The organism is Burkholderia torrens, from assembly GCF_984668525.1.
This window is the reverse complement of sequence record NZ_OZ480211.1, coordinates 2327156-2343671: the sequence shown is the minus strand read 5'-3', so window position 1 is coordinate 2343671 and position 16516 is coordinate 2327156. Positions and strand designations below refer to the sequence as shown.

Annotated in this window: 15 protein-coding genes, 1 tRNA gene and 1 pseudogene; 13 read left to right on the top strand and 4 right to left on the bottom strand. The window is 65.0% G+C overall.

Going from position 1 to position 16516, the window contains the following annotated elements; all coding sequences use genetic code 11:
• Positions 1–18: 18 nt before the first annotated feature.
• The 3 genes from AC5LXX_RS10800 to AC5LXX_RS10790 all read right to left on the bottom strand — a co-directional run bounded on the left by AC5LXX_RS10800 (position 19) and on the right by AC5LXX_RS10790 (position 1937).
• The gene (locus tag AC5LXX_RS10800; RefSeq protein WP_006478428.1) at positions 19–510 is read right to left on the bottom strand and encodes a peptidylprolyl isomerase; all 492 of its coding nucleotides are present in this window, start codon (positions 508–510) and stop codon (positions 19–21) included.
• 88 nt (positions 511–598) lie between these two features.
• Positions 599–1174, bottom strand: coding sequence for a peptidylprolyl isomerase (locus tag AC5LXX_RS10795; protein WP_059233797.1), 576 nt, complete (start codon positions 1172–1174; stop codon positions 599–601).
• Between the two features lie 40 nt (positions 1175–1214).
• Positions 1215–1937, bottom strand: coding sequence for a tetratricopeptide repeat protein (locus tag AC5LXX_RS10790; RefSeq protein ID WP_185658229.1), 723 nt, complete (start codon positions 1935–1937; stop codon positions 1215–1217).
• Positions 1938–2170: 233 nt separating this feature from the next.
• Between AC5LXX_RS10790 and cysS the strand changes: the two genes are divergently transcribed.
• From cysS to tilS, 4 genes are all read left to right on the top strand, one after another.
• Complete coding sequence (gene cysS / locus AC5LXX_RS10785; RefSeq protein WP_493409467.1) at positions 2171–3568, top strand: cysteine--tRNA ligase; 1398 nt, start codon at positions 2171–2173, stop codon at positions 3566–3568.
• A gap of 43 nt (positions 3569–3611) precedes the next feature.
• Positions 3612–4439: a DNA-3-methyladenine glycosylase family protein gene (locus tag AC5LXX_RS10780; protein ID WP_493409466.1), complete on the top strand. Its 828-nt coding sequence runs from the start codon at positions 3612–3614 to the stop codon at positions 4437–4439.
• Between the two features lie 103 nt (positions 4440–4542).
• Complete coding sequence (locus tag AC5LXX_RS10775; protein ID WP_006478433.1) at positions 4543–5514, top strand: acetyl-CoA carboxylase carboxyltransferase subunit alpha; 972 nt, start codon at positions 4543–4545, stop codon at positions 5512–5514.
• Between the two features lie 46 nt (positions 5515–5560).
• Entirely contained in the window at positions 5561–6982 is a 1422-nt protein-coding gene (gene tilS, locus AC5LXX_RS10770) for a tRNA lysidine(34) synthetase TilS (protein WP_493409465.1), read from the top strand.
• A gap of 123 nt (positions 6983–7105) precedes the next feature.
• Here the strand turns inward: tilS and AC5LXX_RS10765 are convergent.
• Positions 7106–7343, bottom strand: a pseudogene (locus tag AC5LXX_RS10765) (hypothetical protein); the annotation flags it as partial.
• On the opposite strand from AC5LXX_RS10765, the gene AC5LXX_RS10760 reads away from it, so the two are divergent.
• The 9 genes from AC5LXX_RS10760 (at position 7326) to cyoD (ending at position 16413) form a co-directional block, all read left to right on the top strand.
• On the top strand, positions 7326–8579 hold the full coding sequence (locus AC5LXX_RS10760) for an aspartate kinase (protein WP_493409464.1): 1254 nt from the start codon (positions 7326–7328) through the stop codon (positions 8577–8579). The pseudogene AC5LXX_RS10765 and the gene AC5LXX_RS10760 overlap by 18 nt on opposite strands.
• Before the next feature lie 110 nt (positions 8580–8689).
• Positions 8690–8783, top strand: a tRNA-Ser gene (locus tag AC5LXX_RS10755).
• A 125-nt stretch (positions 8784–8908) separates the two neighbouring features.
• The gene (locus tag AC5LXX_RS10750; protein WP_493411118.1) at positions 8909–10300 is read left to right on the top strand and encodes a glycosyltransferase family protein; all 1392 of its coding nucleotides are present in this window, start codon (positions 8909–8911) and stop codon (positions 10298–10300) included.
• A 481-nt stretch (positions 10301–10781) separates the two neighbouring features.
• A complete protein-coding gene (locus AC5LXX_RS10745; protein ID WP_493409463.1) occupies positions 10782–12311 on the top strand; it encodes a complex I subunit 4 family protein in 1530 nt (509 codons plus the stop codon).
• 7 nt (positions 12312–12318) lie between these two features.
• Positions 12319–12648, top strand: coding sequence for a hypothetical protein (locus tag AC5LXX_RS10740; RefSeq protein ID WP_493409462.1), 330 nt, complete (start codon positions 12319–12321; stop codon positions 12646–12648).
• The gene (cyoA, locus tag AC5LXX_RS10735; protein WP_309291166.1) at positions 12575–13462 is read left to right on the top strand and encodes a ubiquinol oxidase subunit II; all 888 of its coding nucleotides are present in this window, start codon (positions 12575–12577) and stop codon (positions 13460–13462) included. Before AC5LXX_RS10740 ends, cyoA begins: the two co-directional genes overlap by 74 nt.
• Positions 13463–13465: 3 nt before the next feature.
• The gene (cyoB, locus tag AC5LXX_RS10730) at positions 13466–15472 is read left to right on the top strand and encodes a cytochrome o ubiquinol oxidase subunit I (protein ID WP_124455415.1); all 2007 of its coding nucleotides are present in this window, start codon (positions 13466–13468) and stop codon (positions 15470–15472) included.
• Positions 15472–16080 (top strand): cytochrome o ubiquinol oxidase subunit III, encoded by a 609-nt coding sequence (gene cyoC, locus AC5LXX_RS10725; RefSeq protein ID WP_034188894.1) that lies wholly within the window; start codon positions 15472–15474, stop codon positions 16078–16080. Before cyoB ends, cyoC begins: the two co-directional genes overlap by 1 nt.
• The gene (cyoD, locus tag AC5LXX_RS10720; protein WP_011352504.1) at positions 16081–16413 is read left to right on the top strand and encodes a cytochrome o ubiquinol oxidase subunit IV; all 333 of its coding nucleotides are present in this window, start codon (positions 16081–16083) and stop codon (positions 16411–16413) included.
• Positions 16414–16516: the final 103 nt, after the last annotated feature.

Here is a 16516-nt window from a genome sequence, read left to right as displayed (position 1 = left end):
TGTCTCCGTAACCGTGCGTCAGACCACGACGGCCTTTTCGATCACGACGTCGTCGGTCGGCACGTCCTGGTGGAAACCGGCGTTGCCCGTCTTGACGCCCTTGATCTTGTCGACCACGTCCTGGCCTTCGACGACCTTGCCGAACACGGCGTAGCCCCAGCCCTGCGGCGTCGGCGACGAGTGGTTCAGGAAGTCGTTGTCGTTCACGTTGATGAAGAACTGGGCGGTGGCCGAGTGCGGATCGTTCGTGCGCGCCATCGCGACCGTGTAGTTGTCGTTCTTCAGGCCGTTGTTCGCCTCGTTGTCGATCGGCGCGTCGGTCGGCTTCTGCTTCAGGCCCGGCTCGAAGCCGCCGCCCTGGATCATGAAGCCGTTGATCACGCGATGGAACACGGTGCCGTCGTAGTGGCCCTTCTTCACGTAGTTCAGGAAGTTCTCGACCGTCTTCGGTGCCTTCGCGGCGTCGAGCTCGAGCTTGATCACGCCGTGGTTCGTATGCAGTTCAACCATGATGAATTCCTTCGGTGAGGCGGTTTAAATGGCACGCGGCCGGTCGTGCGACGCGGCCGCGTGTGGCGCCGGACGTGCCGGCAGGTTCTTACTTCGAGACGATGCTGGCCGATTCGATCACGATCGGTTGCGCCGGCACGTCCTGCATCGGGCCGCGCGAGGTCGTCGCCACGCCTTCGATCTTCTTCACGACGTCGAGACCCGACACGACCTTGCCGAACACCGCATAGCCGTTGCCGTCCGGGTTCGGGTAGTCGAGGCCGCCGTTGTCGACCGTGTTGATGAAGAACTGCGCGGTGGCCGAATTCGGATCGCTCGTGCGTGCCATCGCGATCGTGCCCGTCAGGTTCTTCAGACCATTGCGGCTCTCCAGCGGGATCGGCGCGCGGGTCGGCTTCTCCTCGAAGTTGGTCTTGTAGCCGCCGCCCTGGATCATGAAGCCCTTGATCACGCGATGAAAGATCGTGCCGTTGTACTGGCCGGCCTTCACGTAATCGAGGAAGTTGGCGACCGACTTCGGCGCCTTCTCCGGATAGAGCTCGACGCGGATGTCGCCCTGCGAGGTCTTCAGCTGCACGACGGGGTGCGCGGTAGCCGATTGCGCGAACGCGGGCGCGGTCGCGAGAAGGGCGGCGCCGCCAAGCGCCAGCAACAGACGTTTCATTGCGATCCTCAGGTTGGGAGGGGAAAGAAGGCCGCGCCGCTCAGTGCGACGGCGCGACGTACGGCGCCGCCAGTGCGCCCGACGGACCGCTGAACTGGAACGTCGGCGACATCGGCAGCGTGGTGGTGCTCACGTTCGCGGCGGCGCGATCGGTGTAGTCGCGCGTGGCCGGCGTCGTCGCGCGTGCATTCGGCGCGGCTTTCGACGGCGACACGATCTTCTGGAGATCGGCGAGGCGCTGCGCGGTGGCGCCGCTCGTGCGGCCGAGCGATTGCGCGCGCTTGTACGACTCGGCCGCGAGGCGCAGGTAGAGATCGCCGAGGTTCTCGTACGCGAGCGAGTAGCTCGGGTTCGATTGCGTCGCGGTGACGAGCGCGGTGCGCGCTTCGTCGTAGCGGCCATGCTTCGCGTACAGCGCCGCGAGGTTGTTGTACGGCTCGGGCAGTTCGGGGTACGCCTGCGTGATCGCGACGAACTGCTGGATCGCGTCGTCGTCGCGGTTCAGGCGGGCCAGCACGGTGCCGCGCTTGAACTGCGCCTGCACGTCGCGCGGGTTCGACGCGATGCGCGCGTCGAGCTGCGCGAGCGCCTGCTGCCACTGCTTGCCGGCGATCGACGCGTCGATTTCGGGCGTGCCGTCGGCGACCGCCGGGGCCTTCTGCGCATGCGCCGCGGGGACCGCGAAAAGCGTCAGCGCGACGCCCATGACGGTGGTCGCAACGAGGGTCGCAGCGCTCTGCGCGCGGCCGCGATGAGGTTTCATAGGCGTAAATCGGAATGTTATACTCCGAGCCATTCTAACAAAACGTCTGCCCGTTCCGGCGAGCGGCAGACAGTCTTTCTTAGCCTCTCGTGGCCGTCACCGCTGTGCTTGCAGCCTGACCGCCCCGTGTGATACGAGGACGCTCGGCCCGGTGCCGCAGCAGATGGTCCGTCCGTGTCGCATGCTGGGCGAGCTTCGCCAGGGCGGTTTCCTTCGGCTCACGGTTCATCTCTATGGAATCACTGCGCATCTACAACACGCTCGCGCGTGACAAGCAAGTTTTCGTGCCGCGCCAGTCAGGCGAAGTGCGGATGTACGTATGCGGGATCACCGTCTACGACTATTGTCACGTGGGCCACGCGCGCATGCTGGTCGTGTTCGACCTCGTCCAGCGCTGGTTGCGTGCGATCGGCTATCGGGTCACGTATGTGCGCAACATCACCGACATCGACGACAAGATCATCCGCCGCGCGGTCGAGAACGGCGAGACGATCAAGTCGCTGACCGACCGGTTCATCGGCGCGATGCACGAGGACGAAGGTGCGCTCGGCATCCAGCGGCCCGACATCGAGCCGCGCGCGACGCAGTTCATCCCGCAGATGCTCGGCATGATCGAGACGCTCGAGACGAACGGCTACGCGTACCAGGCGACCGACGGTGACGTCAATTACTCGGTGCGCAAGTTCGCGAACTACGGGAAGCTGTCGGGCAAGTCGCTCGACGATCTCCGCGCGGGCGAACGCGTGGCCGCGAACGACGCCAAGGAAGATCCGCTCGACTTCGTGCTGTGGAAGCGCGCGAAGCCGGAAGATCCGGAGGGCGCGTCGTGGGCCTCGAAGTACGGGATGGGGCGCCCGGGCTGGCACATCGAGTGCTCGGCGATGGGCTGCTCGCTGCTCGGCAATCACTTCGACATCCATGGCGGCGGGCAGGATCTGCAATTCCCGCACCACGAGAACGAGATCGCGCAGAGCGAAGGCGCGACCGGCCAGACGTTCGTCAACTACTGGATGCACAACGGCTTCGTGCAGGTCGACAACGAGAAGATGTCGAAATCGCTCGGCAACTTCTTCACGATCCGCGAAGTGCTCGAACGGTACGACGCGGAAGTCATGCGCTTTTTCATCGTGCGCACGCACTACCGGTCGCCGCTCAACTACAGCGACGTGCATCTCGACGACGCGCGCGCATCGCTCACGCGTCTGTACACGGCGCTGAAGGACGTCGAGGCCGACTCGCTCGCGCTCGACTGGAACGAGCCGCACGCGCAGCGTTTCGCGGCCGCGATGAACGACGACTTCAACACGCCGGTTGCGGTGGCGACGCTGTTCGAGCTTGCGGGCGAAGTGAATCGCACGCGCGACGCGTCGCTCGCGCGGCAGCTGAAACAGCTGGCGGGCCTGCTCGGCCTGCTGGGTCGCGAACCGCGCGCGTTCCTGCAGCAGGCGTCCGGTGCCGCGCAGGCGGGCGCGCTCGCGGCCGACGAGATCGAAGCGAAGATCGCCGCGCGCGTCGCGGCGAAGCAAGCGAAGGACTATGCCGAAGCGGACCGGATCCGGGCGGAACTGCTCGAAGCCGGCATCGCACTTGAAGACAAACCGGGCGGATCGACCGAATGGCGTCGCGTATGAGCGCGATGCGTTCCACTGACCGATCCGTCAGGTAGGAGGCAAGATGGCAACGGCTAGAAAAGCGCCGGTCAGGCGCGCGACCGCGGTCGCCGCGCGTCCGGCAGCCAGGCGCGTGCCGGCGGCGAAGGCGGACGCGACGCGTGCCGCGCCGAACGGCGCGCTGAACGGTCATGCGCAGCCGGCGGCTGCGCAGCCGGCCGCCGACGCGGCCCGCAAGACGCGTGCGTCCGAAGCGGACGGCGAGGAGGTGGTCGTGCGTCCTGCCTACTGGGACAAGGCGTGCGCCGACCTCGTCAAGCGCGACCGCATCCTGAAGAAACTGATTCCGAAGTTCGGTCCCGCGCATCTCGTGAAGCGCGGCGATCCGTTCGTCACGCTCGCGCGCTCGGTCGTCGGCCAGCAGATTTCGGTGCCGTCCGCGCAGTCGCTGTGGGCGCGCATCGAGGACGCGTGTCCGAAGCTCGCGCCGCAGCCGGTGATCCGGCTCGGCGCGGACAAGCTGATCGCGTGCGGGCTGTCGAAACGCAAGACGGAGTACATCCTCGATCTTGCGCAGCATTTCGTATCGGGCGCGCTGCACGTCGACAAATGGACGTCGATGGACGACGAGGACGTGATCGCGGAACTCACGCAGATCCGCGGCATCAGCCGCTGGACGGCCGAGATGTTCCTGATCTTCAACCTGTCGCGGCCGGACGTGCTGCCGCTCGACGACCCGGGCCTGATCCGCGCGATCAGCGTCAATTACTTCAGCGGGGAACCCGTCACGCGCAGCGAGGCGCGTGAAGTCGCCGCCAACTGGGAGCCGTGGCGCACCGTCGCGACCTGGTACATGTGGCGCAGCCTCGATGCGCCCGACACCGACGCCTGAGCGTCGGCTATCGGGTTTTAAACATCAATAGTTGAGAGCCGGTTTTGAGCGTCGCCCGCGCGGGTAGAATACGCGCTGCCGCAAGACCCAAGGATTCGAACACATGAAGACCACGTTTCTGGATTTCGAACAGCCGATCGCCGAACTCGAGGCCAAGATCGAAGAGCTGCGATTCGTGCAGGACGACTCGGCGGTCGATATTTCGGAAGAAATCGAGCGGCTGTCGAAGAAAAGCCAGCAACTGACGAAAGACCTCTACGCGAACCTGTCGCCGTGGCAGGTCTCGCAGATCGCACGGCATCCGCAGCGTCCGTACACGCTCGATTACGTTGCGGAACTGTTTACCGATTTTCACGAACTGCACGGCGACCGCGCGTTTGCGGACGACCTGTCGATCGTCGGCGGCCTCGCGCGCTTCGGCGGTCATCCGTGCATGGTGATCGGTCACCAGAAGGGCCGCGACACGAAGGAGCGCGCCGCGCGCAACTTCGGGATGCCGCGTCCGGAAGGCTATCGCAAGGCCGAACGCCTGATGCGTCTCGCCGAGAAGTTCGGGCTGCCGATCTTCACGTTCGTCGATACGCCGGGTGCGTACCCGGGCATCGGCGCGGAAGAGCGTGGCCAGTCGGAAGCGATCGGCCGCAACCTCTACGTGATGGCCGAGCTGAAGACGCCGATCATCACGACCGTGATCGGCGAGGGCGGTTCGGGCGGCGCGCTGGCGATCGCCGTGGCCGATACCGTGATGATGCTGCAGTTCTCGACCTATTCGGTGATCTCGCCGGAAGGCTGCGCGTCGATCCTGTGGAAGAGCGCCGCGAAGGCGCCGGAAGCCGCGGAAGCGCTGGGCCTGACCGCGCACCGCCTGAAGGCGCTCGGCCTGATCGACAAGATCATCAACGAGCCGCTCGGCGGCGCGCATCGCGATCCGAAGGGCATGGCCGCACTGCTGCGCCGCGCGCTTGCCGATTCGCTGCGCCAGTTCCAGGGCATGAGCATCGATGCGCTGCGCGAGCGCCGCTTCGAACGCCTGATGGCCTACGGCAAGTTCAAGGAAACCACGCCCGGCGCATGACCGGCTGCGTATTCCATTCGCGCGCCGCTGCGCGCGCGTTCCTCTCGTGATCCCGCCGACCGAATTCTTCGCCGACCGCGTCGTCCTCGACGCGGTCGGCGTTGCGTTTTCCGGCCTGCCGGCCGATGCACGCATCGCGATCGCCTACAGCGGCGGCCTTGACTCGACGGTGCTGCTCGATGCGGCCGTGCGTGTCGCGGGCGCGTCGCGTTGCGTCGCGCTGCACGTGCATCACGGCCTGAGCGCGAACGCTGACGCATGGGTTGCGCATGCCGAAGCGGAAGCCGCCCGGCTCGGCGTCGCGTTCGAAGCGATGCGCGTCGACGTGCCGCGCGACAGCGGCCTCGGTATCGAGGCGACGGCGCGTGAACGTCGTTACGCGGCGCTCGACACGATGTGCGAACGCCACGGCGTAGCCGTGCTGTGGCTCGCGCAGCATGCGGACGACCAGGCGGAGACCGTGCTGCTGCAGTTGCTGCGCGGCGCGGGCATCGCCGGGCTCGCCGCGATGGCGCCGCGCTATCGCCCCGACGGCGTGAGCGTCGAGCGTGTGCGGCCGTTGCTGCGATTGTTGCGTGCGCAACTCGAGCGCTATGCGGAGCAGCACGCGCTCGCCTGGATCGACGACGAATCGAACGGCGACACGCGCTATGCGCGCAATGCACTGCGCATCGACGTGCTGCCGGTGCTGGCCGTGCATTTTCCCGGCTTTCGCGATGCACTCGGTCGCGCGGCCCAGCATGCGGCCGCCGCGCAGCGGCTGCTCGACGACCTGGCCGAACTGGATTTCGCCGCCGCCGCGCGCGATGACGGGCAGGCGCTGTCGCGCGACGCGCTGGTCGCGTTCGACGACACGCGCGGTGCGAACCTGCTGCGCTTCTGGATGCGCCGGCTCGGCTTGCCGGGCGCGTCGGCCGCGCGTCTCGCCAACATGATGCGGCAGCTGCGCGCCGCGCATGACGCCCATGCGCTGCGGGTCGATCACGCGGGGCAGTGCCTGCGGCTCTATCGCGATGTCGTCTACTGGGAAGCGGGCGACAGCAGCGAACCGGCCGACGACGGCACGGGCTCGCCGCACCCGGAGGCGGCGCTCGCGTGGGACGGGCAGGAAGTGTGGCACCTGCCGGGCTGGCGTGGCACCTACGTGTTCGCGCAAGCCGCGGCGGGGAGTGCCGACGCCGTGCCGGAGGCACTGCTGCGCGGCGTGCGGCTCGCGGCGCGCGCCCGCGCGGGCGGCGAGCGGATGCGCACGTCGCCGGGCGGGCCGGGCCGCACGCTGAAGAACCTGTTCCAGGAGCGCGGCGTGCCGGCCTGGCAGCGCGACGTGCCGCTGCTGTTCGCGGGCGAGCGGCTGATCTACGTGCCGCGGCTCGGCATCAATCGCGATGTCGGCATGTTCGACAGCGAGACGGCCGGCGACGGCGCCTGGCGCCGGATCGAATGGCGTCCCGACCTGCTGATCGCGTAGCGGCGGGCGGGCTTCCGGCGGCGCGATGGCGCGCCCATTTTCACCATTTGGTAAACAGCGCCGGAACGGCCGCCAACACGGCGAGCGGCTTGTCAAGCGGGCGTCTATCGGGTACGCTCGGTCGTTTGCTCGGCTCGATTTTTGAGCGTTTTGTGCAGGTTTTCCGCGTGACGTACCCGGTTTGCGCGGCCTGATCGGCCTTCCGGGCAAAATCCGCCACGCTTGCGTGTTGCGTCCCAGCCGTCCCCCTCGTCGTCCGTCCACAGCCACAAGCCGCGTGACCGAACGGCTACGCGGCCTGCCCAGCGCGCCCGTGCGGTTTCTCCTCCAGTTCAGAACGACAATGGCACTCATCGTACACAAATACGGCGGCACTTCGATGGGCTCGGTCGAGCGCATCAAGAACGTCGCGAAACGCGTCGCAAAATGGCATCAGGCCGGGCACCAGATGGTGGTCGTGCCTTCGGCGATGTCCGGCGAAACCAACCGTCTGCTCGGTCTCGCGAAAGAGATTTCGAGCCAGCCGAGCCCGCGTGAGCTCGACATGATCGCGTCGACCGGCGAGCAGGTCAGCGTCGGCCTGCTGTCGATCGCGCTGCAGGAAATCGGCGTCGAGGCCGTGAGCTACGCCGGCTGGCAAGTGCCGATCAAGACCGACAGCGCGTTCACGAAAGCGCGCATCCACTCGATCGACGACGAGCGCGTGAAGGCCGATCTGAACGCCGGCAAGGTCGTGATCATCACGGGCTTCCAGGGCGTCGATCCGGACGGTCACATCACGACGCTGGGCCGTGGCGGCTCCGATACGTCGGCGGTGGCGGTCGCGGCTGCGCTGGACGCGGCAGAGTGCCTGATCTACACGGACGTCGACGGCGTCTACACGACCGACCCGCGCGTCGTCGAAGAGGCGCGCCGCCTCGATCGCGTGACGTTCGAAGAGATGCTGGAAATGGCCAGCCTCGGCTCGAAGGTCCTGCAGATCCGCTCGGTCGAATTCGCCGGCAAATACCAGGTGAAGACGCGTGTGCTGTCGAGCCTGACCGATCCGCTGATTCCGCTCGACGAAGAAATGCGCTCGGGCACCCTGATTACTTTTGAAGAAGACGAGACCATGGAAAAGGCAGTCATTTCCGGCATCGCGTTCCAGCGCGACGAAGCACGCATTGCTGTGATGGGCGTGCCCGACAAGCCGGGCATCGCATATCAGATCCTCGGCCCGGTCGCCGACGCGAACGTCGACGTCGACATGATCATCCAGAACCAGAGCGTCGAAGGCAAAACCGACTTCACGTTCACGGTCGGCCGCGGCGACTACCAGAAGGCGATGGACATCCTCACCAACCAGGTGAAGGGCCATGTCAGCGCCGAGCGCGTGCAGGGCGACCCGAAGGTGTCGAAGGTGTCGGTCGTCGGCGTCGGCATGCGTTCGCACGTGGGCGTCGCGAGCAAGATGTTCCGCACGCTGTCGGAAGAGGGCATCAACATCCAGATGATCTCGACGTCCGAAATCAAGATTTCGGTGCTGATCGACGAGAAATACATGGAGCTGGCCGTCCGCGCGCTGCACAAGGCATTCGAACTCGACCAGACATCGTGAATTTTTCGTGATGCATTGAAGAAAATGCATCACGGAATTTGACGCGCGGTTCGAAACCCTATATTATCTCGTTCTCGTCGCACTGCCTCCCTGGTGCGAGCGAAAGTTTGGGAGACGTGGCCGAGAGGTCGAAGGCACTCCCCTGCTAAGGGAGCATCTGGGCCAAAACCTGGATCGAGGGTTCGAATCCCTCCGTCTCCGCCAAAAGCGGTGACAAAGCCCCGCAAGTTCTCGGACTTGCGGGGCTTTTTCTTTTTCCTCGGCAATGAATGCTCGACTTGAGCCCCCGTCACGCGCTACATATCGCGTATCGTCTGGCGCAACTCAAGGTGACGCTCTTGGCAAGCCCGCATGCCGTCCTGACTTTCCTCTCTCATCGGCCTGTCGACGGACTCGTCGACAACCACGCGCGTTACGCGCAGCTACACGGCTACCGGCATGCGACAGTCGACAGCATGCACGTGTACGGCGAGCGCCAGCCGATCCTGCACAAGTACCATGCGATCATCGCGCAGCTCGTCGCGATGGAGCCGGGCGCATGGCTGCTCGTGCTCGATCCGTTCTCCGTCGTGTTCGATCCGCACGCGCTGCCGGACGTCGCGCACGGTTACGACGCAATCGTCACCACGCAGACGTCGAAATCGCCGTTGCCCGCCGCAAGCGGCATGATCTTCCGCAACGTGCCCGACGTGCGGGAGCGATTGCGCAGGCTCGCACTCGAACTGGGCAAATGGGCGATGCGCCTTCCGGAGCGGCGCGATGCGTGCGAGGCGACGCTGCTCGCGGAGCACTTTCCGCCGCTGCCGTTCGACGTGCCGCTCGCGAACGGCCATTTCGCGTCGGCCCAGACGGTCTGGAGCGACGGCGTCGCGATCGATTCGCTCGCCGGCGCGCGGCCGCTCGTCGCGCACCATGCACCCGAGTGGCAAGCGGTGGGCGATACCTGGGCGCCGGCGGCCGATTACGACTTTCGCTACGTGGTTGCGCTCGTCGACGATGCCGAGCGGTATCAGCGCGGCGATCACCCGCGCGCGCTGGACGACTGGCGCGCCGCGCAGCAGCGACCGCGCGAAGCGGAGCGGCATGTGAATCCGCACGCGCGCGTTGCGTTCGTGAGCCTGCATACGTCGCATGTCGCGGGCTATGGCGATCTCCACGAGGAGAACTTCGTCCGCTACTGCACGCGGCACGGCTATGCGTACCACGCGTATCGCGAGGCGCCTGCGTTCCTGCCGGGCGGCATCGACGCGAACTGGGCGAAGCTGCATCTGATTCGCGAACATCTGCCGCATCACGAATTCGTGTTCTGGGTCGATGCGGACATCCTGGCGATCGACCAGCGTCAGGCCATCGACAGCGTGATCGACGGCCGCGACTTCGTGATCGGTACCGATCACACGGCCTGGGCGATCAACTCGTGCATGATCGGCGTGCGCAACGTGGCGCCGATGCGTGAACTCGTCGAGCGCATCTGTGCGCGCATCGAGCGCTTCGACGATCGGTCGTCGGTCTACGCGAGCGGCGGCGACCAGCAGGCGATCTACGTGGAGCTGCTGGAATCCGGCATGATCGACGCACGCCATATCGTCGACGCGACGACGCTTGCTTCATCGCCGATCTATGCGACGCGCGACAGCCGCTTCGTTCATTTCCCCGCGCAACACGACCACTATCGCGCGGTGACGATGCGCGTCTGGGACCGGCTGAGTCATCAGCGCTGATGGCCGGGAACATCAGCGATGCGATGCCTGCCGCGACACCGGGCGGGCAGGGTGGCCATTCACCGGCGATATGAAATATAAATGTAAGTATTAATGTAAGGAAAAACGAGCTTCTGCCTCGTTGACCTGCCGGACCTCGATCATCCTGTTCAGACCCCGAGAAACGACACGCCGACGCCAAAAATGCGGCATTGCGTCGTTTTTCGTGGTTCGCCGTGACGCGCAATACAAAAAATTACTTAATAAAATCAGTGTCATGCGCCGGAACGGAAAATTGATGCTCTGCTGCGCTGCAGAAAATAATCAATCGCCTTATGCTGGTTAACCCGATCGCGTTTGAGCGACATCAAGTTTGTCCGTGATGTCGCTTTACATTTTGCCAACACTGGCGATTCACGAAATCTACCTGTCGATTCGATTTCGTTCCTTTCGTCTCGCCTGTCCCCGATGCAGAGCGCGACCTCATCAAGGCCCTGTTGACATGCATGATTTTCCCTTCCTGAGCCTGGCCATCTGGGCTCCGATCCTGTTCGGCGTGTGCCTGCTGCGTGCCGGTTCCGACCATCACCCGCGCCGGACGCGGCTGATCGCGCTCGCGGGCGCGATCGTGGGACTCGCGGCCGTCGTCCCGCTGGTTGCGGGCTTCGACGCGCATTCGGCGGCGATGCAGTTCGTCGAAAGCCGCGACTGGCTGGCGGCGTTCAATTCCGGATGGCGCGTCGGTATCGACGGCGCGTCGCTGTGGCTCGTCGTGCTGACCGCCTTCACGACGCTCGTGGTGGTGATCGCATCGTGGGAATCGGTCACGGTGCGCGTCGCGCAGTACTACGCATCGTTCCTGATCCTGTCGGGGCTGATGGTCGGCGTGTTCGTCGCGCAGGACGGGCTGCTGTTCTTCATCTTCTTCGAGGCGACGCTGATCCCGCTATACCTGCTGATCGGCACGTGGGGCCGCGAGCGCCGCGTGTATGCGGCCGTGAAGTTCTTCTTCATCTCGTTCGCCGGCTCACTGCTGCTGCTGATGGCGATGCTGTACCTGTACGCGCAGTCGCATACGTTCGACATGGCCGCATGGCGCACGCTGCAGCTCGGTTTCGCGCCGCAGTTGCTGGTGTTCCTCGGCTTCTTCGCGGCGTTCGCGGTGAAGGTGCCGATGTGGCCGGTCCACACGTGGCTGAGCGATGTCTACACCGACGGCCCGACCGGCGCCGCGCTGATGCTCGCGATGCTCAAGCTCGGCGGCTACGGGTTCCTGCGCTTCGCGCTGCCGATCACGCCCGATGCGAGCCACTTCTTCGCGCCGGCCGTGATCGCGCTGTCGCTCTTCGCGATCGTCTATGCGAGCCTGATCGCGCTTGCGCAGACCGATCTCGGCAAGCTGCTCGCGTACTCGACCGTCGCGCACATGGGGATCGTCACGCTCGGGCTGTTCCTGTTCAACCGGATCGGCGTCGAAGGCGCGATCGTTCAGCTCGTGTCGTACGGCTTCGTCGCCGGCGCGATGCTGTTGTGCGTGAACGTGCTCGTCGATCGCACGAAGCAGCGCGAGATCGCCGCGTACGGCGGCGTGGCAGGCGTGATGCCGCGTTTCGCGACCTTCACGGTGCTGTTCGCGATGGCCAACGTGGGCTTGCCGGGCACGTCGGGCTTCGTCGGCGAGTTCATGGTCATCATGGGCGCGATCCGCTTCAACTTCTGGATCGGCGCGATCGCGGCACTGACGCTGATCCTCAGCGCGTCGTACACGCTGTGGATGCTCAAGCGCGTCGTGTTCGGCAAGGTCGCGAGCCAGGGCATCGCGAAGCTCGCCGACCTGAACCGTCGCGAGATCGTGATGTTCGCGTCGCTCGCGCTGATCGTGCTGGCGGTCGGCGTCGATCCGAAGCCGTTCACCGACGCGATCGATCCGACCGTCGGCAGGCTGATCCAGGAAGCGAGCCATTCGAAGGTGCCGGCAGGGGACGGCACGGGGCCGACGCCGCCTTCGTACATGGCGTCGACGCACGACTGATCGCGGCATGTCGGGCCGCATCGCACGGCGGTCCGGCTCGTTGCGCGCGCATCGATCGAGGTCCGGCACGCCGCGTGCCGGGCCCGCTTCCGGCTGCGTGAAATTGCCCCGCGACAATGTGACTCACGGCAGATTCTGCAATGATGATTTGCCGCATCCACCGGTTTTTCATCACACCCGCGCGACGTATGATTCGGCCACTTTCGTGGATCGAATGCGCATCGGGCATACGCAAACGGATTCAATGACCCTCGGGCTGTGTGATGAAAAGAAAAGCTTCAAGAGGCTGGTCGGCGCTGATGTCAATCGGCGCGGCGTTGAGCCTGTCAGGCTGTAATTTAGATGTACTAAATCCGAAAGGTAGCGTCGGCGCCGCGGAAAAGGCGCTGATCGCGACATCCACCTGGGCGATGCTGGTCGTCGTCGTGCCGGTGATCCTGCTCACGCTGTGGTTCGCGTGGCGTTATCGCGCATCGAACCGCAACGCCACCTATGCACCGAACTGGTCGCACTCGACCGCGATCGAGGTCGTGATCTGGACGGTGCCGACGCTGATCATCCTGTTCCTCGGCGTGCTCACGTGGAAGACCACGCACGAGCTCGACCCGTACAAGCCGCTCGAGTCGTCGGTGAAGCCGATCGACGTCGAGGTCGTCGCGCTCGACTGGAAGTGGCTGTTCATCTATCCGGAACTCGGCATCGCGTCGGTGAACCAGCTCGCGATTCCGGTGGGCACGCCGGTGAACTTCCGCATCACGTCGGATTCGGTGATGAACTCGTTCTTCATCCCGCAGCTCGGCGGCCAGGTCTACGCGATGGCCGGCATGCAGACGCGCCTGCACCTGATCGCCGACGAACCCGGCAACTACGCGGGCACGTCCGCCAACTTCAGCGGCCGCGGCTTCTCCGACATGAAGTTCCGCACGCTCGCCGAGCCGCGCGAACAGTTCGATGCATGGGTGCAGAAGGTGAAGGCGTCGCCGGACCGGCTCGACGCGACCGTGTACGGCACCGTCGCGCAACCGAGCGAGAAGGCGCCCGTGCGCTACTTCTCGTCGGTCGATCCGCGGCTCTTCCACAACATCATCGCGAAATACAACGATGGCCACGTCCTCGACCTGAAGGACGCCGCCTGCGGCACGAAGGGGTAACGCATGTTCGGCAAACTCACACTCTCGGCGATCCCGTTCGACCAGCCCATCATCATGGGGGCAGGCGCCTTCATGGGGCTGGTCGTGCTGGGCATTCTCGCCGCGCTGACGATCACCGGCCGGTGGAAATGGCTGTGGACGGAATGGCTGACCACGGTCGACCACAAGAGGCTCGGCGTGATGTACATCATCGTCGCGCTGATCATGCTGCTGCGCGGCTTCGCCGACGCGATCATGATGCGCATGCAGCTCGCGCTCGCGTACAACGGGCCCGGCTACCTGCCGCCGCACCACTATGACCAGGTCTTCACGGCACACGGCGTGATCATGATCTTCTTCATGGCGATGGTGTTCATGGTCGGCCTGATGAACCTGATCGTGCCGCTGCAGATCGGCGCGCGCGACGTCGCGTTCCCGTTCATCAACTCGCTGTCGTTCTGGATGACGGCCGTCAGCGCGATCCTGATCAACGTGTCGCTCGTGATCGGCGAATTCGCGCAGACGGGCTGGCTGGCCTACCCGCCGCTGTCGGAGCTGCAGTTCAGTCCGGGGGTAGGGGTCGACTACTATCTGTGGGCGCTGCAGATCTCGGGCGTCGGCACGCTGCTGACCGGCGTGAACTTCTTCGTGACGATCATCAAGATGCGTGCGCCCGGCATGACGCTGATGAAGATGCCGGTGTTCACGTGGACCGCGCTCTGCACGAACGTGCTGATCATGGCGTCGTTCCCGATCCTCACCGCGACGCTCGCGCTGCTCGGCCTCGATCGCTATCTCGGCATGCACTTCTTCACGAACGAAGCCGGCGGCAACGCGATGCTGTACCTGAACCTGATCTGGGCGTGGGGCCATCCGGAGGTGTACATCCTGATCCTGCCGGCGTTCGGGATCTTCTCGGAAGTCATCGCGACGTTCGCGAAGAAGCCGCTGTTCGGCTACAAGACGATGGTGTACGCGACCTGCGCGATCATGGTGCTGTCGTTCCTCGTGTGGCTGCATCACTTCTTCACGATGGGCTCGGGGGCGAACGTGAACGCGTTCTTCGGCATCATGACGATGATCATCGCGATCCCGACCGGCGTGAAGGTGTTCAACTGGCTGTTCACGATGTATCGCGGCCGGATCGAATTCACGACGCCCGTGCTGTGGACGATCGGCTTCATGGTCACGTTCACGCTCGGCGGCATGACCGGCGTGATGATGGCGATTCCGGGCGCCGACTTCGTGCTGCACAACAGCCTGTTCCTGATCGCGCACTTCCACAACGTGATCATCGGCGGCGTGCTGTTCGGTTATCTCGCCGGCTTCAACTACTGGTTCCCGAAGGCGTTCGGCTTCAAGCTGAACGAGAAGCTCGGCAAGGCCGCATTCTGGTTCTGGCAGATCGGCTTCTACGTCGCGTTCGTGCCGCTCTACGTGCTCGGCTTCATGGGCATGACGCGCCGCCTGAACCACTACGACAACCCGGCATGGCATCCGTGGCTGCTGGTCGCCGCGTTCGGCGCCGTGCTGATCGCGATCGGCATCGCGTGCCAGGTGCTGCAGCTGGTGGTCAGCATCCGCAACCGCCACCTGCCCGAGTACCGCGACACGACGGGCGACCCGTGGGGCGGCCGCACGCTGGAATGGGCGACCTCGTCGCCGCCGGCCGACTACAACTTCGCGGTGATCCCGCAAGTGCGCACGCTCGACGCGTACGCCGACATGAAGGCGCGCGGCGAAGGCCGGCCGAACCCGGCAACGTTCCGCGACATCCACATGCCGTCGAATACTTGCGCGGGCCTCGTGATCGCGATCTTCAGCCTGGTGCTCGGCTTCGCGCTGGTGTGGCACATCTGGTGGATGGCGATCGGCGGGCTCGTCGGGATCATCGCGACGCTCGTGATCTACAGCTCGCGTGATAACGACGGCTATTACATCCCCGCGTCGACGGTGCGGAAGATCGAAGACAAGCAGCCGACGCAGCGCGTGGCCGCGCGCGTCGACGACGTGGAACTGGAGGCCAACTGATGTTGCAGAAAACCTTGAGCGCAACCCTGCTCGAGCACGACGACCATCCGCCGTCGCATTCGGTGTTCGGTTTCTGGCTGTACCTGATGACCGACTGCGTGATCTTCGCGGCGCTGTTCGCGACGTTCGCGGTGCTCGGCCACCAGTATGCGGGCGGCCAGACCGCGAAGGAGCTGTTCGACATTCCGGGCGTCGCGGTGGAAACCGCCGCGCTGCTGCTGTCGAGCATCACGTACGGTTTCGCGATGCTCGCGGCGTACAAGCAGCGCCGCGGCGCGCTGCTCGCGTGGCTCGCGGTGACGTTCGTGCTCGGCGCGGCGTTTCTCGCGATGGAACTGCGCGAGTTCTCGCACCTGATCGCGGAAGGCGCGGGCCCGCAGCGCAGCGCGTTCCTGTCGGCGTTCTTCACGCTGGTCGGCACGCACGGGCTGCACGTGACGGCAGGCCTCTTGTGGATGATCGTGCTCGCCGGGCAGATCGTGTTCCGCGGCGGCGACCTGACCGATCGCGACCTGCGGCGCCTGACGTGCCTGAGCCTGTTCTGGCACTTCCTCGACATCGTGTGGATCTGCGTGTTTTCCTTTGTCTATCTCGCGAGCGTGATCTAAATGGCCCATTCGCATTCGTCTCAACTGGAAGAAGGGCACGGCAGCGTCGGCGGCTATGTCGCCGGCTTCATCCTGTCGGTGCTGCTCACGGCCGCGTCGTTCGGCCTCGTGATGGGCGGCGTGCTGTCGCCGCATGCGTCGCTGATCGCGCTCGCCGTGCTCGCCTTCGTGCAGATCGTCGTGCACCTCGTGTACTTCCTGCACATGAACGGCTCGTCGGGCCAGCGCTGGAACGTGATGGCGTTCAGCTACACGGTGCTGACCGCGGCGATCCTGATCGTCGGCACGCTGTGGGTGATGCACAACGTCAGCATGAACATGATGTCGCGCTGAGCGGCACCTCGGCGCAGCGGTCGGCATCGATGCGCGTTCATGAAGAAAAGGCGGCACGCAAGTGCCGCCTTTCTCGTTTCTCCCCGGCCGTGTTGCGCGCGGC